Annotated in this window: 15 protein-coding genes, 3 tRNA genes and 1 pseudogene; 6 read left to right on the top strand and 13 right to left on the bottom strand. The window is 59.5% G+C overall.

Features of this window, described 5'->3' with window-relative positions; translation table 11 throughout:
• Positions 1–5 precede the first annotated feature (5 nt).
• Positions 6–2,459, bottom strand: coding sequence for an FAD-dependent oxidoreductase (locus KW845_RS02540; protein WP_218367597.1), 2,454 nt, complete (start codon positions 2,457–2,459; stop codon positions 6–8).
• Positions 2,460–2,685: 226 nt separating this feature from the next.
• Between KW845_RS02540 and KW845_RS02535 the strand changes: the two genes are divergently transcribed.
• A complete protein-coding gene (locus tag KW845_RS02535) occupies positions 2,686–3,288 on the top strand; it encodes a helix-turn-helix domain-containing protein (protein ID WP_218367596.1) in 603 nt (200 codons plus the stop codon).
• A gap of 76 nt (positions 3,289–3,364) precedes the next feature.
• Here the strand turns inward: KW845_RS02535 and KW845_RS02530 are convergent.
• The 4 genes and pseudogenes from KW845_RS02530 to KW845_RS02515 all read right to left on the bottom strand — a co-directional run bounded on the left by KW845_RS02530 (position 3,365) and on the right by KW845_RS02515 (position 5,952).
• A tRNA-Leu gene (locus tag KW845_RS02530) sits at positions 3,365–3,449 on the bottom strand.
• Between the two features lie 232 nt (positions 3,450–3,681).
• A pseudogene (gene secG, locus KW845_RS02525) lies at positions 3,682–4,113 on the bottom strand (preprotein translocase subunit SecG); the annotation flags it as partial.
• 16 nt (positions 4,114–4,129) lie between these two features.
• Positions 4,130–4,876, bottom strand: coding sequence for a triose-phosphate isomerase (gene tpiA, locus KW845_RS02520; protein ID WP_218367594.1), 747 nt, complete (start codon positions 4,874–4,876; stop codon positions 4,130–4,132).
• 98 nt (positions 4,877–4,974) lie between these two features.
• Positions 4,975–5,952, bottom strand: coding sequence for an NAD(P)H-quinone oxidoreductase (locus KW845_RS02515; RefSeq protein ID WP_218367593.1), 978 nt, complete (start codon positions 5,950–5,952; stop codon positions 4,975–4,977).
• A gap of 124 nt (positions 5,953–6,076) precedes the next feature.
• On the opposite strand from KW845_RS02515, the gene KW845_RS02510 reads away from it, so the two are divergent.
• From KW845_RS02510 to KW845_RS02495, 4 genes are all read left to right on the top strand, one after another.
• A tRNA-Ser gene (locus tag KW845_RS02510) sits at positions 6,077–6,166 on the top strand.
• A gap of 9 nt (positions 6,167–6,175) precedes the next feature.
• Positions 6,176–6,260 (top strand) — tRNA-Leu (locus tag KW845_RS02505).
• A 189-nt stretch (positions 6,261–6,449) separates the two neighbouring features.
• Positions 6,450–7,085, top strand: a complete 636-nt coding sequence (locus KW845_RS02500) for a DedA family protein (RefSeq protein WP_218367592.1) — start codon at positions 6,450–6,452, stop codon at positions 7,083–7,085.
• Between the two features lie 24 nt (positions 7,086–7,109).
• Positions 7,110–7,541 carry a DUF2784 domain-containing protein gene (locus KW845_RS02495; protein ID WP_218367591.1) on the top strand — a complete coding sequence of 144 codons (432 nt, stop codon included), beginning with the start codon at positions 7,110–7,112 and terminating at the stop codon, positions 7,539–7,541.
• On the opposite strand, the gene KW845_RS02490 is transcribed toward KW845_RS02495, so the two are convergent.
• The 8 genes from KW845_RS02490 to KW845_RS02455 all read right to left on the bottom strand — a co-directional run bounded on the left by KW845_RS02490 (position 7,493) and on the right by KW845_RS02455 (position 16,935).
• Positions 7,493–8,011 carry a hypothetical protein gene (locus KW845_RS02490; protein ID WP_218367590.1) on the bottom strand — a complete coding sequence of 173 codons (519 nt, stop codon included), beginning with the start codon at positions 8,009–8,011 and terminating at the stop codon, positions 7,493–7,495. The genes KW845_RS02495 and KW845_RS02490 overlap by 49 nt on opposite strands.
• A gap of 41 nt (positions 8,012–8,052) precedes the next feature.
• The gene (locus tag KW845_RS02485) at positions 8,053–8,421 is read right to left on the bottom strand and encodes a hypothetical protein (RefSeq protein ID WP_218367589.1); all 369 of its coding nucleotides are present in this window, start codon (positions 8,419–8,421) and stop codon (positions 8,053–8,055) included.
• 18 nt (positions 8,422–8,439) lie between these two features.
• Positions 8,440–9,483, bottom strand: a complete 1,044-nt coding sequence (locus KW845_RS02480) for a pentapeptide repeat-containing protein (protein ID WP_218367588.1) — start codon at positions 9,481–9,483, stop codon at positions 8,440–8,442.
• A 1-nt stretch (position 9,484) separates the two neighbouring features.
• Positions 9,485–12,109, bottom strand: a complete 2,625-nt coding sequence (locus KW845_RS02475; protein WP_218367587.1) for a DUF2169 domain-containing protein — start codon at positions 12,107–12,109, stop codon at positions 9,485–9,487.
• A complete protein-coding gene (locus KW845_RS02470; RefSeq protein WP_218367586.1) occupies positions 12,106–13,173 on the bottom strand; it encodes a hypothetical protein in 1,068 nt (355 codons plus the stop codon). The genes KW845_RS02475 and KW845_RS02470 overlap by 4 nt, the downstream gene beginning before the upstream one ends.
• Positions 13,170–14,189: a hypothetical protein gene (locus KW845_RS02465; RefSeq protein WP_218367585.1), complete on the bottom strand. Its 1,020-nt coding sequence runs from the start codon at positions 14,187–14,189 to the stop codon at positions 13,170–13,172. The genes KW845_RS02470 and KW845_RS02465 overlap by 4 nt, the downstream gene beginning before the upstream one ends.
• 9 nt (positions 14,190–14,198) lie before the next feature.
• A complete protein-coding gene (locus KW845_RS02460; protein ID WP_218367584.1) occupies positions 14,199–14,984 on the bottom strand; it encodes a hypothetical protein in 786 nt (261 codons plus the stop codon).
• A 67-nt stretch (positions 14,985–15,051) separates the two neighbouring features.
• A complete protein-coding gene (locus tag KW845_RS02455) occupies positions 15,052–16,935 on the bottom strand; it encodes a type VI secretion system tip protein TssI/VgrG (protein WP_218367583.1) in 1,884 nt (627 codons plus the stop codon).
• A 356-nt stretch (positions 16,936–17,291) separates the two neighbouring features.
• Between KW845_RS02455 and KW845_RS02450 the strand changes: the two genes are divergently transcribed.
• Complete coding sequence (locus tag KW845_RS02450; protein WP_218367582.1) at positions 17,292–17,906, top strand: PIN domain-containing protein; 615 nt, start codon at positions 17,292–17,294, stop codon at positions 17,904–17,906.
• Positions 17,907–17,912: the final 6 nt, after the last annotated feature.

The raw sequence follows: 17,912 nt of genomic DNA, 5'->3' as shown, positions 1-17,912 counted from the left end.
TGCCCTCAGGCCTTCACCCGCAGGTTGCGCGGATCGTACATCGGCGCCAGCTGCGCCTCGGCTTCATAGCGTTCCCAGCCGATCTCGATCTCGAAACGCTGGCGGACAATCCATTCCGGTGTGATGCCTTCTTCGGCCTGCACATAGCCCATGCCCAGCGAGGCCTGCAGCCGGTGGCCGTACATGCCGGATGTGATGGCGCCGGCGCGCCTGCCGTTGACCCATACGGGTTCTTCCCTGTAAAGCAACCGGCTGTCGTCCTTCAGCCTGAACTGCAGCAGCCGGCGGGTCAGCGGGCCAGCCTCTTTCTGCCGCAACAGCGCCTCTTTGCCGATGAACGCCCAGGGCTTGTCCCAGGCCACGGCGAAGCCCAGCCCGCCCTCGAGCGGCGTATCCTCTACGCTGATGTCGTCGCCCCAGTGCCGGTAGCCCTTTTCCATGCGGCAAGCGTTCAGGGCGTGCATGCCGGCCAGCGCCAGGCCATGGTCGCGGCCGGCCTCGCGCAACCGCTCGTAGACATGCAATGCGAATTCGGCCGGGATATAGAGCTCCCAGCCCAGCTCGCCCACGTACGTGATGCGGCTGGCGCGGATCCTGGCATAGCCGATCTCGACGATCTGCGAGGTGCCGAACGGAAAGCCTTCATTGGAGAAATCCGTACCGGGCCCCACGGCCTGCATGAGCGCGCGGGAGTTCGGCCCCATCACCCCCAGCATGGGAAGCGCCGCCGTCTGGTCCGCCACGAAGCAATGCGGCGCGGCCGCCGCCCGTGCGCGCAGATAGCTCAGGTCGCGGAAGTGCGTGGGCGCCGACGACACCACCATGAACTGGTCTTCACGCAGGCGCGTGACGGTCAGATCCGCCTCGATGCCGCCGCGCGGATTGAGCCACTGCGTGTAGACCAGCCTGCCCACGGGCACGTCAATCCGGTTGGCCGACAACGTCTCCAGCACGCCGAGCGCATCGCGTCCCTCGACGATGAACTTGGTCATGGTGCTCTGGTCGTACACGGCAACGCTGTCGCGCGTGGCCAGGCATTCCTTGGCCGTATGCGTAAACCAGTTCTGCCTGCCATAGCTGTACACGTACTGCCTGGTCTCGCCGGGCGGCGCGAACCAGTTGGGCCGTTCCCACCCGGCCAACTCGCCGTATACCGCGCCGTCCTCGAGCAGGCGGTCGTGGAAAGCGGTGCGCCGGGCGCCGCGCGCCGTCTCGTATTGGTAGAAGGGCCAATGCGTCTTGTACAGCAGTCCCAGTGTCTCGGTGGTGCGGTCGCGCAGGTAGGCGCGTGTGCCCTGGAAGGGATGCATGCGCTGGACCTCGATGTCCACCAGATCCATCGGCGGGCGGCGGTCGCGGATCCATTCCGCCAGCACCTTGCCCGCACCCCCCGAACTCTGGATACCGATGGAATTGAAGCCGCAGGCGACGAACAGGTCGCGGACCTCCGCCGTCTCGCCCAGCAAGTAACGGTCGTCGGGCGTAAAACTCTCTGGGCCATTGAACCAGGTCTGGATGCCCGTGTGCTCCAGCATCGGCATGCGGGCCGCCGCTTTCTCCAGCACCGGCATGAAATGATCCATGTCCTCGGGCAGGCTGTCGAAGCAGAAGTCTTCACGGATGCCATCCATGCCCCACGGCTTGGCCTGTGGCTCGAAGCAGCCCAACAGGATCTTGCCCGCGTCTTCCTTGTAGTACGCCCATTCGTCCGGAATGCGCAGCACGGGCAGATTGCCCGGCAGGCCCTTGATGCCTTCCGTGACAATATAGAAATGCTCGGCGGCATGCAGCGGCAGGTTCACGCCGGTCTGCCTGCCCAGCTCGTACGACCACATTCCGGCGGCGATGACCACCGTGCCGGCGCGCATCTCGCCCTGCGAGGTCGCCACCCCGACCGCTCGGCCACCCTCTTTCAGGATACGCTCGACCTTGACGCTCTCGAGTATGCGGGCGCCGCCCATGCGCGCGCCCTTGGCGTAGGCCGCGGTCAAATCCACCGGGTTGCACTGGCCGTCCTTGGGCAGGAATACGCCGCCCACCACGTCCGACAGGTCCAGGTATGGAAATTTCTGCAGGATATCGTCAGGGCCGATCACATCCACGTCCAGGCCGAAGTTGCGCGCCATCGAGGCCTGGCGCCGCAGTTCCTCCATGCGCTCGCCGTTGAGCGCAACGGAAACCGAGCCGTTCTGCTTGAAGCCGGTAGCCTGGCCGGTCTCCCGCTCCAGTTCGAAAAGCAGGTCGGTGGTGTACTTGGCCAGCTCGGTCAGGTTGCGGGTGGCGCGCAGTTGTCCGATCAGCCCCGCCGCGTGCCAAGTGGTGCCGCATGTCAGTTGCTTGCGCTCGAGCAGCACCACATCCCGGATACCGAGCTTGGTCAGGTGGTAGGCAATCGAACACCCGACGACGCCGCCGCCGATGATCACGACATCCGCATGCGTAGGCAGTTGTGCAGACATGGAAAAGCCTCGGAGAGACGAAATAATAATTTAGATTATATTTTCTATGAAAAAATTATTGCCACATATTTTTTATTAGAGGAAACGAATATTGACATCCCGGAAGTTGCCGGCCCTTTTTCACTGCCTCGCCCCGACGCAGCCATCGCGACGCAGGAACACCCGCGACGAAAAAACTGACGTAGAATTTTCTTTCTCAGCGAAATCCCGCGAAACTCGGCCACGCATGAAAATCGCCACCGCTGCAAGCCCGTACGTCGCCGATGGCGACATGCTCGACGATGTCCTGCTTGGCGCAGAAGTACGCAAGCTGCGCAAGGCCCGTTCCAAATCCCTGGCCGACCTCGCTGGCGCGATCGGCCGTTCAGTCAGCTTCCTGAGCCAACTCGAACGAGGCCACGCCCAGCCCTCGATCGCTGACCTGCGCGCTATCGCGGCCGAACTGGACGTACCGCTGGGCTGGTTCTTCGTTTCGACACAGGTACCCGTCGCCGAACACGGCAAGGTCGTACGCGCGGCCGGCCGCCGGCGCCTGGGCAACACCACGGGCAAATGGCGCGAGGAACTGCTATCGCCCGACATCGGCGGGGCATTCGAAACCTTTCTCTGCACCTTCGAGTCCGGCGCGCGGCTCGACAAAACCACACTGCGCCAGACCGAAGAAGAAGGCTACGTCGTACAGGGCAGGCTGGACCTGTGGATCGGCAAGCGGCATTTCCTGCTCGAGGCGGGGGATAGCTTTCGCATCGTTCGCGAACCCTTCCGCTGGGCCAACCAGACCAACCGAGATGTGGTCGTGGTGTGGGTGATTGCGCCGCCAACGTATTGAGAAATTGCCCCGCCCAACAAAAAACCCGCAGAATCGATGTTCATGCGGGCTCTCGGAGCTTCTTGTACTAAGTCATTGGTGCCGACGGCGAGACTCGAACTCGCACAGCTTTCGCCACTACCCCCTCAAGATAGCGTGTCTACCAATTCCACCACGTCGGCTTAGGGCTTTCCTGGCGCAGCAACTGCCCCAGGAAAGTCGGGCATTCTAGCATGGAATCGACACCCCAGCCAACGCACTGGGGGCCGACCTGCCAGCTTACTGGGCCGGCTTGGGCGCTTCCGGCTGGGCCGGCGCGGCGGGCTGTTCGGTGGGGTTTTCAGCGGGTTTTTCGGCCGGCTGTTCCGCCGGCTTTTCAGCCGCGGGCGGCTGGGCGGCCGGCGCAGCGGGCACGTCGGCCGGCTTGGATTCGGGCTGCGGCTGCGCGGCGGGGGCCGGCGCTTGCGGCACCGATGCATCCGGCTGGGCCGGGGCGCCTTGCGGCACGGACGAGCCGGCACCGTTACCGGCACCCGGCACTTGCGGTACCGAGCGGTCGGCCGGGAAATTCTGCATCACGCCCGAATCCACCGCGCCAGGCGTCGAGCCCTTGTGGCTGACATAGGCCAGGCCCAGGGTGGTGGCAAAGAACACGACCGCGGCCCATTTGGTGGTGCGCGACAGGAAGTTGGCGGCCCCGGTGGCGCCGAACAGGCTGCCAGAGGAACCGCTGCCGAAGGCCGAGCCCATGTCGGCGCCCTTGCCCTGCTGCAGCAGGACCAGGACGATGATCGACAGGGCGGACAGCACCTGTACGACCAGCAAAACGGTAAGTGTCATAGACATTGAAGACTCCGGAAACTTAGGCTGCGGCGATGCGCAGGAATTCTTCGGCCACCAGCGACGCGCCGCCCACCAGGGCGCCGTCGATGTCGGGCATGGCAAACAAGGTGGCCGCATTGGCGGCCTTCACGCTGCCGCCATACAGCACGCGCACCTGGCCTACCCCCAGGCCTTGCAGGGCGACACGGATGGCCCCGTGGACCTCTTGGGCCTGCTCGGGAGTGGCGGTACGACCGGTGCCGATGGCCCAGACGGGTTCATAGGCCAGCACCAGGCGCGCCAGCGCATCGGCGCCCAGGGCCAGGACGGGTTCAAGCTGGCGTTCGATGACGCCCAGCGTGTTGCCGCCTTCGCGGTCGGCCAGCGATTCGCCCACGCAAACCACCGGCGTCAGGCCGGCGTCGAGCGCGGCACGGGCCTTGTCGGCCACCAGCTGGTCGGTTTCGCCGTGCAGGGTGCGGCGTTCAGAGTGGCCGGCCAGCGCCCAGCGGCAGCCGAACTCGTTCAGCATGGCGCCCGAGACTTCGCCGGTATAGGCACCCTTGGCGTGCGCGCTGATGTCTTGCGCCCCCCAGGACACGGTGCTGCCGTCCAGGGCTGACGCGGCCTGGGCCAGGTACGGGAACGGCACGCAGACGCCGATTTCGCAGTGCGAGGCCGGGTCGGCCGCGCGTAGCGCAGCCAGCAGCGCGGTGTTCTCGGCCAGGCTGCCGTGCATCTTCCAGTTGCCCAGCACAAGGCGGGCGCGGTCTTCAACAGAGGTCATGGCGCAACACAATATGGGGTCGGCCCGGACAAAATCCGGGTCAAACTCAAGATTGTATCCTGTTTACCAGGAAATACGCTGCCCTGCCGGGGTGGCTGTTACACCGTCAGGATGATCTTGCCGATGTTCTCGCCGGCTTCCATCATGGCGTGGCCCGCAGCGGCCTGCTCCAGGGGAAACGTGGCGTGCACGATAGGCTTGATCGAGCCCTGTTCGAGCAAAGGCCATACGCGCTGGCGCAGGGCCTGGGCAATGGCGCCCTTGAAGGCCACCGGGCGCGGGCGCAGGGTGGAACCGGTCAGGGTCAGCCGGCGGCGCAGGATCTGGTTGCAGTCCACTTCGGCGCGCGCCCCGCCCAGCAATGCAATGACCACGATGCGGCCGTCATCGGCCAGGCACTTCATGTTGCGGTTGATATATTCGCCCGCCACCATGTCCAGGATCACATTGACGCCGGCGCCGCCGGTTGCGTCGCGCACTTCCTGCACGAAATCCTGCGTCTTGTAGTTGATGCCGCGGGCGGCACCCAATGCCTCGACCGCGCGGGCGCGTTCGTCGCTGCCCACGGTGGCGTAGACGGTATTGCCCAGGGCACGGGCCAGTTGGATGGCCGTGGTGCCGATGCCGCTGGCGCCGCCATGCACCAGCAGGGTTTCGCCGTCTTGCAGGGCGCCGCGGTCGAAGACATTGCTCCAGACCGTGAAATAGGTTTCGGGCAGGCCGGCGGCCTCGATCTCGGTCAGGCCTTTCGGAAGGGGCAGGCACTGCGCGACCGGGGCGACGCAGTATTCGGCATAGCCGCCGCCCGCCACCAGGGCACACACCTTGTCGCCCACGGCAAACCCGCCTGCCGAGGCGTCGCCACCGACGATCTCGCCGGCCACTTCCAGGCCCGGCAGGTCGGATGCGCCCGGCGGCGGGGCATAGTTGCCCTTGCGCTGGAACACGTCGGGGCGGTTGATGCCGGCGGCCGCAACCTTGATCAGCACTTCGCCGGCGCCCGGCTCGGGCATGGGGCGGTCGGCCGGAACCAATACCTCGGGGCCGCCGGGTTGGGATATTTCTACAGCTCGCATGACACGCCTCCTGGATCAAATGGATTATTATGGCGCCCTTTACGGAAGTTCCAAACCGGCCATGTGGCGTCGCCGTCCACGGCCTGGACTTTCCCGTCGCGGTACCATACCGCCGACACAAGACGGAAGCGTGGCCGAGCGGTTGAAGGCACCGGTCTTGAAAACCGGCAAGGGTTTGCGCCCTTCGTGGGTTCGAATCCCACCGCTTCCGCCAGTATTTCCCGCACCCATGGCGAAATTGGTAGACGCAAGGGACTTAAAATCCCTCGCCGCAAGGCGTCCCGGTTCGATTCCGGGTGGGTGCACCATCAGAAATGGGCAAATTGCCAATATTTACAATATGGGGCGCCCCTTGCGCTCGGCCGCGCCCCATGCCGCAGGGCTGCTGGGTCCGGCCCGCAGATCCCGTTACATTCGACCTGCCTACCCTGCCGACGACGACCATATGCGCCGGCCCGTGCGGTAACATGCCTAGCGTCTGAAACCTCTATTTCCGCATGGACGCCTATATCGACAGAATCGGCCAGTTCATCCAGGCCAACCAGGACTGGGCCGGCCCGATCACCTTCCTGCTGACGCTCGGCGAATCGCTGATCATCCTGGGCCTGTTCATTCCCGCCACGGCGCTGATGCTGCTGACCGGCGGGCTGATCGGGGCCGGCACGCTGTCGCCCTGGAACGTGCTGGCCTGGGGCATCGCCGGAGCCATCGTGGGCGATGCCCTATCGTATGGCCTGGGTCGCTTGTTGGGGCCCGGCCTGCTGCGCCGCTGGCCGTTCAGCACCCAACGCACCGCCGTGGCGCGCGCCCGGCTGTTCTTCTACCGCTACGGTTTCGCATCAGTGCTGATCGGCCGCTTCCTGGGTCCGATCCGCTCCACCATTCCGACCGTGGCGGGTGTCATGGGCATGAATCAAGTGCGCTTCCAGACGGCCAACGTGCTGTCGGCGCTGGCCTGGCTGCCGCTGATGCTGGCGCCCGGCTTCATCACGGCGCGCAGCGTCGATGCCATGCAGGGCAGTGGCCAGATCGGCCTGGTGGCCGGCACGGCGGCATCCGTACTGATCGGCGCTTGGCTGCTGATCGCCATGATGCGCAAGCGCCGCCAGCCAGAGCCGGGGCGGCGCCGCTAGCCATCGCTGCGGCAGGGCTACCGCATGATCTACCGCGCCCTTGCCGATCTCGTTTTGCTGGTCCATGCCGCCTTTGTGCTGTTCGTGGTGCTGGGCGGCTTGCTGGTGCTATGGAAGCGCTGGCTGATGCCCTGGCACCTGGCCGCGCTGGCGTGGGGAGCCACCGTCGTCGGCATGGGGTGGACCTGCCCGCTGACGCCACTGGAAAATGACTTGCGGCAATTGGCTGGCCAAGAAGGCTACCAGGGCGGATTCATCGAACACTATGTGTTCGGACTGATTTATCCGGCGGGGTTGACGCGGCCCATACAGATGGTACTGGCGGGCATGCTGGTGGTCGGTAATGCGATGGTGTATGCGCTCGTATATAAAAGCTACTCACCTAAAAGCTACTCAGGAAAAGGTGATCAACGCCGCCGCCAGCGAAACTGCAGCCCAGGTCGCAAGCGCGAATAGGCGTCCGTGTGGTCGATCATTGCCAGCTTCAAATCGGCATCGTATTTGATCGGCACCGTGGCACCTTCCTTGAGCCATGCCACAGCGTTCGGCGCGAAAAGTTGCTCGATATATGTCTCGCGCCCATCTGAAATACCTGGCATTGGCAAAACTTTCACTTTCAGTTGGCGCCAATCGGCAACGGCGCGTTTGCCCATATGACGCCCCCCCACATGTGCCATCGCAAGTACCTGCGCGGTTGCAGCTTGGCCATGCCTGGAGATCCGCTCGGTCAGGTTGTCAACCACCAATGAGCGGATCTGGAACAAAACAATGCTCGCGATGAAGCATCCCGCCCAGGTATTGAAAATAAGCTTGTGACCAAAAAAGCCACTGACGAAGATGAACAGCAGCAGATATCCTGCAAGCACGATCAGCGCCACGGCCATGAGCAGATACCCGAAAACCGTGGTCAATCGGTAATAGATCATGAGTACGGACTAATGCTACTTCCTTAAGTGAAACCCCGAGCTCACATCGAAAACACCCACATCAGTGTCTGATCCAGTCCATCAGTCAGCCCGATGGCATTAAAAATATTCTGTATGGTCACACATAACCATCGAATGACATTTGCTCCGCATGCAATCACCGTAGACGGAAACAGGGCGACAGTGGTGCCCACCATGAACAGCGTGCCAGTCAATACTCCCATAACCGCTGTTGGCGAATCGATAGTAAATGGCCCCACCGACCAAAGAGTCTGGGCGGGCATATTCTTGATAAATAACGAGGGGGTTGGCAGTCGCATGCGACTCAACATCCGGTTCACCGATGGGCCGGTCGCATACGGGCCGATTGCGGTACTGCGGCCTTTACCCCCGCATCCCATTGCTGGCATAGCTATCTCCTGAAAATATCACGCACTCCATAATTCGGCTTCAAACAGTTCGTCATCGCGCTCAATCGCACCCAGACGATGCTTGATTTCTTCCGAATCAACTATTGCCCGGTGAAACCGGGTGCCATTCAAAGTAATTTTTTCCAGATCACACTCTTTCAGGCCCGCATACGATAAATCAGCGTACTGCATATCGCTGCCATAAAACCGGCAGCGCTCGAAAGAGGTCCGATTGAACACGCTCATGCTCAGGTCGGCCCCACTTAAATCGCTTTTCTCGACCAGGGCACCGTTCCACAGGCTCTGCTTTATGACCGCGCTGCCGAATAGTGCGCCTTCGATTGTGGCATTGATAAAAATACCGCTGCTCACATCAGCCTTCGTGAAACTTGCATTTTTGATTTTGGCGTCACTGAAATTGCACATTTCCAGTCGACACTCTGCAAAACCCACGTTTTCAAGAATAGTGTCATTGAACTGCGCGCCTGACAGGTCTTGTCCGGAAAAATCCTGGCCAGACAAATTGCAGCCAGACAACGCGATATTTTTCATGACTGCGCGCTCGAACACGGTCTCGCGCAAATCGAGCTCATGAAAAAGCGATGAAGACAAATCCGTGCCGCTAAAATCCGTGCGCACCAGACAAGTGTCAAATACATTGATGTTGCGCATATCGAGATCACTCAGCACCGCGTCCGTGGCATCACAGTCAGAGATCCCGATTTTCTTGACTTGGCAGTCGCGCACGACCGCACTTGTCAGCTTGCATTCATCAAACTCCACCTCTGACAGGTCGCATTCGTCGAAAATCGCCTTATCAAGCATGCAAGTCGAGAACTCGGTGTGAGTCAAATCCGTACCCACGAACTGCGCTCCGGAAAAATTACACTCGATGAACACGCATTCGTGCATGATGCAATTCAGGAACCGGGCGCCCGAAAAATCAGTATGGTCGAAAATCAATCCAGCCAAGGCATCATTTTCGAATGCCTCCCCGCGCAAATTCAAATTGCCGAGCCGTTCCAGGGCGTGCGCATTCTTCAGGACGTAGGCTTTACTCATGCTATCCCCCAAGAGTGGCCTGCGCATTCTTGCGCCGCGGGACCAGTTTGACACGCTGGACATAAGCACCGTCCGCGCGAGTGGAAGCATCCAGCAGCGTCTCGGACATATCGGCCCGAAAGAAATTGCACCCTGTCAGGTTGGCCCCCACAAAACTGGCCTTCTGGAAATTGGCTTGCATCAAATTGCTGTCGGAAAGATCTGCCATATCCAGATTGGCACGCACAAACAGCGCTTGAGGCGACTCGATTTTCCGCAAATCGCATCCGGTCAGGCGAGCCTGGGTAAAATCGCATTGCTCCAATGTTGCGCCCTGGAAGCTGACATTTTTAAACTGGATCTCCCGAAACATCGTCTGCTGGATATGGCTATCCTGAAACGAGTAGCCGTCAAATGACACAGTGTCCAAAAACACGCATTTTGCCGCGAAGGAGTTATTCAAATGGCCGTGCCGGAATGTACTTTCGAACGCGGCACAGGCACTGAGCACGCATTCGTCAATGCAGAGGTTTTCAATAGTAGAGTGCTCGAAGCTGACCTTGTCCAGGCGCGATTCGGCAATCGCCGTATCGCTGAAGGCGGAGTCTTCGAACGTAAGGTCGCGAAGCTCCATCTCGCGCATCCCGCAATTTCGCCACTCGACATGTTTCATGACGAAGCCATCCATGGCACCAGACTCGAACGCGCAGCGATCAAACACCGTCCGCGTCTCGCAAATCACTCCTTCAAACTTCGTCCCTTTGAACGATACGCCTTCAAAGACCGCCTCACTGATATTGGACCGCGTGAAGACTGCGTTGTCCAGGCAGCAAGTAACGAAGCTCGCCCGCGCCAACACCGCTTCTTCGAACCGCGCTCCCGCGAGGTTTGTATTTGTTAAATCGGCTCGTTCCAGCCATGTGCGGGAAAAATCCGCACCGGCCAAGTCCATATTCGACAAATCAGCCCCCGTCAGATCCATGTCTGACAGATTTCGGTTAAGCCGATACTTTTTCTCTACCTGGTCTCGAATTTGCTGAACGCGATGAGGCGCCGCCTTGGCCACACCTTGCTGGAAATGCACCGAATATAAATAGGTTTGCTTCAATGCCCGTTTCCCGTGAGCATAAAGTTCTCGCGTCGAAATGCCCTCGGCCTCTTTTCCCGAAAATGAAGCGCGCAGCCCGCTACGGAACTGCGAATTGCGTACCGACTGGAATATTGAGTCCAGATCCGGTGGGCCACGGTGCGGCAAAGTGAACTCGCCAGATTGAGGAAGCAAAGCGCCGGCAACCGCGCGAAACAACTCAGCGTCACGCTCATTGCCTGTTTGTTCGACGCTGCGACGCGTTTCTTCATAGACCTTTTGCTGTTCATGCCTTTGCTGTTCGATGACGTCCTGGTGCATCTGCTGGTAGTGCTCTGCCATCTCGGGCAAGTCAGTCAAGGTTACAGGCTTGACGGGCCCCACGAAGCCACCAGGTTGATACGCCCCGGTATCCCGACGCAAGCGGTCAGTCAACTTGGACAGCAATGCATGCTTCTCCAACGAGATATTCTCTAGCCACGGGGCGAGAATATCCCCGGGCATCAGATCGGCATCACGCAGTGTCTCCAGTGCGGCCGTATCAAAATTCATGCGCCGCGCAAAGACGTGCGTGTAATGTGCCATCGAGCGAGGCCGATCCGCATGCTCCATGGCGGCCATAATGGTACTAACGTCGACAGCGTCACTCTCGACAATAGGAACCTGCCCATGGAAAAGCAATACATAGCTGGTACGATGCGGCAGGAACCAGACTGTAGTGGGGCGCATTGGGACTTCATCGAGCGCGTCTGCATCTTTTCGTTTGATAAAGCAGCGGGCGCGCAAAGCGGCTAGCGATCCAGACCAGCAATGCAGTTCTGGATGCATATTCCAGAACTCAAAAGGCTCATCCATGGCAAGCGCATCGCGGTCTTGCCAGACCTGATCATCGCTGGCCGCATTGAATGCTGAAAATTGCAGATCGTCGAAAAATCCCGTGCCGACTTCCTTGATCCATTTTTCGTCAGCAGAACCCAGCTTGGACAAGCGTTGAGGCCTGTCGATACCGATCAGTCCAAAATTGTAGGGAGCAACCTGTTGCCCTTTGCTGTTGATTCGCTCAACGGGAGACTCCAGGTTTGGCAGGCGGACCGCTGTCGTACCGTTAATTTCGACTTCATCCACTCCTGCGCCCTGGGGATTATCCGGTACGGTTTCGCCCCCGAACGAACGGCTCCACGTCAAGGGCATCATTTCAAACGGCTGCGGATCCGAGATCTGATCGCCAATCCAATATCGGTCACCAAAAACAAGGCCATCCTTGCGCTTGTCGCCCACTCTCACGCTGACCATGCACCGGGTCTTGTCTTGCTGATGAGCAGTATAGGCGCCGCCGCTTACCAAATATTCCGGGTGCGGCTTGGGCATAACGAAGTCCAATACCTCATCGGCATCAAGCTCTGGCAAGATGTCATTAAGCAAGGTTTGTTCAGTCTCGATCACGACCCCTTCGGGCTTGTGCCGGACCAGTACCGCGACGGCAACAGATAGAAAAGCCATGCCTCGCCATTGATACGGCCGGGGCATAACCGTCAATCGCAACGGTTTGATGAATTTCATGGATTGCCACTGCTATTGCTTTTCTTGCTGAACATGCCGCTGATTTTTGACTTCGCGCTGCCAAGCCCCGACTTGACGGGACCGACCGGGCTGCCGACAAGGAAAAGCAACCGGTCTTCATTCAACCCAATTTTTACCAATGTCCTGTCGATGCGCTGATGGGCACTTTCGAATGTTTTCTCAAAACTTCCCATGCCGATTCCTGCAAAATATAAATCTTTCTTTGCGTGGGTAGTTTTTAGGCCACCAAATGAATAGATAAATGCATAAGCACTGGCGGACGCCCCGGCAATCGACGCTGACAGCCCTGTCAAAGCCCAGGGACTGGGGGACTCCATGTAGTAGCCTTTCACGTATACGTTGGCTGCGAAGGAACGACGGCTGACGTCGTGACGAGCCTCGGCATGGTATTCCGTGCAATTTATATTGAGATCGTTGGCCGTAGTCTGGATAAAGGCCCCGCTCTGTATATCCCAAAGGGTCTGGCCTGTGACTTCATGCCTTTCGTCTCCCTTGATAGTTTCAATGACCACTCCCTTGACCATTGCCTTCAAATAGCCAAATATCTCCAGCCCTGACGGACCAGCGTTGTTCGCCACGGCGGCAGAAACGGCAGCGGCGGCTGCCGATTGCGCCGCCATCTCAGGGCTTGCCCCCTGGCTAAGTGCTTCCTTGGCTTTGCCTTCTGCCACTGCTTTGTCCCCGCCGGCTTTTTCGGCTTCCACGCCGGCCGCCTGAACTGCAAGTTCTTCTTGTTCACTCTGGCTCAGGTTTCCACCGGCGCGCACCGCTTCCCGGGCGTTATAGCCCGCCACTCTAGGATCTGCCACCGCAGTACCAACCAGGCTCTCGGCCAAAGGCTGCAAACCGATATTGGGATTGCTGGCAACGATTTGCCGCGCCGTTTCACCAATTGCAGCCCCCGTTACCGGATCCACATTGTATTTCTGCAGAATCGGCGCAATCTGCTGATCAAGATTCTGGGCGTTCAAGTCCAGCAGCCTGACCTCTTCGACCGCCTTGGCCGCGTCAGAGTCGGGCAGGATATTAAAGGGAAGGGTCATGTCTTGAAGTACTTCCGTTTGGCACGCTCAATCAAAATCTTGGTCTTGCGAATCGTAAGCAAGCTTTTTCTCTTATCTTTGTCGTCGCCAATGGAACGACTACGGAATACGATGTCGTTGTCTATTCCCGCCAGGTATACACGCTGCTTCGTGACCGCCAGGGAATACAGGCCCAGCAGCAGCCACTTCATGCCCCATTTGGTTGTTATTGCATACGCAGTGAAGGACGTACTCACCAGGGACCTGTACTCGCCAGGGTAAGTACCAACACCTCGGCCCCAACGAAGACGAATATTCAGGAATTCTCCGGTCGAAGACGTCTGTATCGTGTCGCAGTCGATATGCAGATTGTGCGGCGGCATCTCGTAAGTAACGTCTTTCATGTGCGAATGAATGGCGTTGCCGCCCACTTTGAACGTTTCGGTATTTTTGAACACATACTTGAGATCGCCATGCACCAGCATGATCAAGTAGCCAAAAATCGACAAAGAATCGGCGGAAGGCCCTGCGGCGGCCAAAGCGGGAGCGGCGGCGGCTGCCGCAGCGACTTCCGGACTCGCGCCCTGGTCTATGTATTCGTTCACGCGAGTCCGCAAATCGGCATAGGACTGCGTATCCGTGATGCCCGCCCTGCGCAGCGCGTCTTCAGCCTCGCCATACGCCAAGGCCTTTTGCTCATCTTTGCTCAAATTGCCGATACCGCCCCGTTCCGCAACTTGGCGCTCGACGCTATCGCGAATGCGATCAGCGGCTGCATTCGGATCAGATACCGTACTTGCGACAATGTTCTCAGCAATCGTTTGGGTGTTGGTCGGGTCTCGCTCCGCCAATACCGTGACCGTACGAGCCGATGCCGCAGCGGTAACGGGATCACCGCCATAGGCGATGATGCGCTCTTTCACGTACTGCTCCAGTTCAGGCAACTGCAGATCTGCGCCCTGATCGGCGATATATTGGCCTACTTCAGCCGCAGCCTTGGCCGCATCCGAACCCGGAAGGACATTTGGAGGAGACATGGATGCGACTCAAAGGAACAAGCCAATTGCCGAAACAAGCGTAAGGCCGATATAAGCCTTTTTATCTGCCTTGGATCTTTCGGTATCGATCTCCAGTAGTCGCACCCCATTGCGAACGTCGCCGTGGTGCCCCATGGCCAACGCAGTACCAAGCCGTACCGCCCCGGCACTGAAATTGATGAACCACGACAAGTCTCCCGCCACGGCGGTTGCAGTATTGTTGGAATCGGAGGTGTACAACCCCGACCATGAACCGGCGCTCAGGTTGTTGATATAGCGGTAGGATTCTTTTTTTACCGTTACCGTATTTCGTTCTATGGTCGAATTGATTCGGATGTGTTTTGCCGACAGGCGTACGTCCTTTGCCAAGATTTCCACATTTCCGGTGTGCTGGTACGTCGTATTTCCCAGCGTATTCTTGAAATGCGAACTCTTGAACTCCACGTTCACGAAATCGTGCACAGTGGCGGTCAGACTCCGCTTGAATTCCAGGCCGGGCGGCAATAGCGTGCCACCACTTGCCGCGTTTACGCCCGCCACAAGGGCTTGTGCCGCGTCTTCCGGCTGTACAGGGGCCTCTAGAGTACTGGTGCCCAACCATGGTATGCCTTGGCTACTACCGAACGAAGTAATCAGGGACTCAAGCGATTTCTCCGATTCCGACAGGCTTACATCATGATGCGATGCGAGTTCGGACACATCGGACATGGTAGGAGTGACAGGCCCGTCAGGCCCCGGCGTTTCCTGATAGCCCAGCAATTCGTCGGTAAGTTCATCTAGCTTGGATTTGCTCATACCATCTGCCTATGCCTATACCGGGTTGCGGAACAAGGTGCACTGTTCTAGGTCGCGAGCGACATCTTCAGCCTACATTGCCATGGATGACCATCTTGAAGTCGCCGTAATGGGTAGACCCGTAATTGCCCCTCAAGGTATGTGTCACGGCCCCCTCTTCTGTCAACGACTGTTCTCCCACGTGCTTGGCAGTCAAGACCCCGGTTGTCGTAGGCGTGACATCACCAGTTGTTTCCTTCATGACGGGCCCCACGATCGTCCTGTCGTACGGGCCCATGTTGACCGTGGTTTGTTTATGGAAAGTCAGGTCAGTCGTGCCGCAAACCTCTACTCCCAGCGACCCTGCGTGGATGCTGTAGTGCCCGCCGACCCCAACAGTATGATTGCAACCCACAGAATGGCTATGGTCGTTCACCACCTCGTGACACATGTCCTTCTGCGCCCGCTGATGCACTAGTTCGCAGCCCAGCGTGTCGTCAAAAATCATCTTGTTGCACATCGTCGGGTCGCCATAGACCGATTGGCTGCGGAAGCCGCTTTGATTGGCGTTACCCGGCAGTTCCACCGGCGGCATGTTGTTGGCGTTGTAGACACGCCCTAACACCAGTGGGCGGTCAGGGCAGCCACCGATGAAATCGACCACCACTTCGTCGTTGATCCGCGGCAATTGCAATCCGCCGAAGCCGCCACCCGCCCACGGGCTGGATACCCGCACCCAGCAGGAACTGCTTTCGTTCTTCTGGCCGTAGCGGTCCCAGTGGAACTGGATCTTGATACGGCCGTATTTGTCGGTCCAGAGTTCCTTGCCGGCCGGGCCCACCACACGCGCGGTCTGCGGCCCATGGGTACGGGGGATGGGGGTAACGCGTGGCGCGCGATACTGCACGCTGGACGGCAGCGCCGAGAAAGACTCTTCGTAGAATTCTTCCGAGCCGCTGTTGGTGGAATAGCCGCCCACGCTCATGCGGTAATTCACCGACACCACCAGGTATTCGCGGTTTTCGGCCTTGCGCGGGTGGTTTCTCAACGTGAACAGATGCCCGGGCGCCATACCGCGGGCGTTGCTCAGGCCCAGGTCTTGTTCCTGGATGCTTTGCAGTTCTTCCAGGCGCACGCGCGCGTATTGCTCGCCATGCTGCGCTTCTTGAAAGCCGCCCTGCCATTCGAACATTTCCAGGTTGCCCGGCTCGGAGCCGCCGGCCCGCTTGGACATGGCATCCAGGCTGGCACCGGGCTTGGTGAAATCGTAATCCACCGTGGCGTAGCCGTCGGGCGTGACCTGGGCCGAGATTTCCCACATGGAAATGTATTCTTCCTGGGGCGTAGATACGCGGTCGGGACCGTAATAGGGAATGGTCTCGTAGCCGGGCACCGGCGCATGCGAGGCGATATCGTCGGTCATGACCAGCGTGTGCTGGTCTTTGTCGTGCTTGAAGTAGTAGTAGATGCCCTCGTGCTCCATCAGGCGGCTGATGAAGGCGAAGTCGGTTTCCTGGTATTGCACGCAGTATTCCCACGAGCGGTAGCTGCCCGTGAGTTTCATCTCGAAGGGGTAGCCGTATTCGCCCAGGACTTCCTTGATGATGTCGGGAATGGACTTCTGCTGGAAGATCTTGTTGTCCGAGGTCTGTGTCAGGTACCACAGCCAGGGCTTCACCGTGGTCTTGTAGATATAGTTGCGCGACGTGCTGCTTTCGCGGCCCACCATCACGCAGCGCACAATCTGCCCGCTCAGGTAGCGGGTCTGGGATGTGGTGGCGATTTCCAGCGTCAGCGGCTTGCCCAGCAACTGCTTCAAGTCCAGGTTGAAGTTGTTCGCCAGCAATTCGACTTCGAATTCGAACAACTGCGACAGGCCTTCGTGGCCTGTCATTTGCTTGAACGTCAGGCTGCCTTCCAGGGGAGTATGGGCAATGATGGGACGGGACTGGATGAAGCTTGGAATATCCACGAGTACTCTCCCGAGACTATCTTTTACGGTAACAGCAGGACTCGCCTGCCTGTGTTCATACGAATGTCATGCTGCCTGGATACACTGCCCCGATTAGGGATTACCCGGGCAAGCTACTTGAAGAAAAAAAGTGCCTCAAGGCGGTTTTCCCTAATAGATGCAACAAATCTATAACTGCCGCATACTGCCGGCAGATCGCTTCTACTGATCGCTGTGCTGCGGCACGGCATTTGGCTTGGCGGCTGCCGCTTCTGCAGCCGACCTTGGCAATTTATTGTTACCAGAAACCGGGGCCACGTTCCTGCTACAGTGGCGGCCGTTCCCTGTCTTTTCCGGTGCCCCTGGGCGCCGTCGCCGTGACCACGCCCAGTCTTTCCCCTGTCCCGTTTGTCGTGCTGGATGCCTGCGTCCTGATGTCCGGCATCATGCGCCGCCTGATGTTGCGCCTGGCCGCCGACGGCGTGTACCAACCGGTATGGACCGAGCGCATCGGCGAGGAATGGCGCCGCAATGCCGCCAGGCTGTGGGCGATACCCCCCGAGGTACTGCAAGAGCAATGGGCCGCCATGAACCAGCTCTTTCCGCAGGCCACCGAACTCGACACGCAGGCCTACGAGGCCGGGCTGCGCTATAGCGACCCCAAGGATTTTCACGTGATCGCGGCCGGCCTGGCGCGGCGTGCCCGTTGCGGCCTGCAGCAGCCGCCCCAGGTGCTGGTGGCCACCTGGAACTTGAAGGACTTCAATCGTTCGGAATTGCGGCGCCAGGGGCTGGATGCGCTCAACCCCGACCGGCTGCTGTCGCTATGGTGGCAGGCCGATGCCGGCCGGCTGCGCCAGGCAATCCAGGCGGTACCCGCCGACTATATCGCCCTGGGCCGCGACCCGGAACCGCTGGCCGCCACGCTGCATCGCGAACGCCTGTATCGCCTGAAAGCACTGGTGGCGCGCGACGCACCGCAGGCCCGATAACCTGCA

This window comes from Bordetella sp. BOR01 (genome assembly GCF_019218885.1).
GTDB lineage: Bacteria > Pseudomonadota > Gammaproteobacteria > Burkholderiales > Burkholderiaceae_B > Bordetella_A.
The sequence above is the reverse complement of the archived record's forward strand: the minus strand, read 5'-3'. Positions and strand labels throughout refer to the sequence as shown.

Coding starts and splice junctions, on each gene's coding strand:
- KW845_RS02540 (WP_218367597.1), bottom strand. CDS start 2,459: ATGTCTGCACAACTGCCTACGCATGCGGATGTCGTGATCATCGGCGGC.
- KW845_RS02535 (WP_218367596.1), top strand. CDS start 2,686: ATGAAAATCGCCACCGCTGCAAGCCCGTACGTCGCCGATGGCGACATG.
- tpiA (WP_218367594.1), bottom strand. CDS start 4,876: ATGACCTCTGTTGAAGACCGCGCCCGCCTTGTGCTGGGCAACTGGAAG.
- KW845_RS02515 (WP_218367593.1), bottom strand. CDS start 5,952: ATGCGAGCTGTAGAAATATCCCAACCCGGCGGCCCCGAGGTATTGGTT.
- KW845_RS02500 (WP_218367592.1), top strand. CDS start 6,450: ATGGACGCCTATATCGACAGAATCGGCCAGTTCATCCAGGCCAACCAG.
- KW845_RS02495 (WP_218367591.1), top strand. CDS start 7,110: ATGATCTACCGCGCCCTTGCCGATCTCGTTTTGCTGGTCCATGCCGCC.
- KW845_RS02490 (WP_218367590.1), bottom strand. CDS start 8,011: ATGATCTATTACCGATTGACCACGGTTTTCGGGTATCTGCTCATGGCC.
- KW845_RS02485 (WP_218367589.1), bottom strand. CDS start 8,421: ATGCCAGCAATGGGATGCGGGGGTAAAGGCCGCAGTACCGCAATCGGC.
- KW845_RS02480 (WP_218367588.1), bottom strand. CDS start 9,483: ATGAGTAAAGCCTACGTCCTGAAGAATGCGCACGCCCTGGAACGGCTC.
- KW845_RS02475 (WP_218367587.1), bottom strand. CDS start 12,109: ATGAAATTCATCAAACCGTTGCGATTGACGGTTATGCCCCGGCCGTAT.
- KW845_RS02470 (WP_218367586.1), bottom strand. CDS start 13,173: ATGACCCTTCCCTTTAATATCCTGCCCGACTCTGACGCGGCCAAGGCG.
- KW845_RS02465 (WP_218367585.1), bottom strand. CDS start 14,189: ATGTCTCCTCCAAATGTCCTTCCGGGTTCGGATGCGGCCAAGGCTGCG.
- KW845_RS02460 (WP_218367584.1), bottom strand. CDS start 14,984: ATGAGCAAATCCAAGCTAGATGAACTTACCGACGAATTGCTGGGCTAT.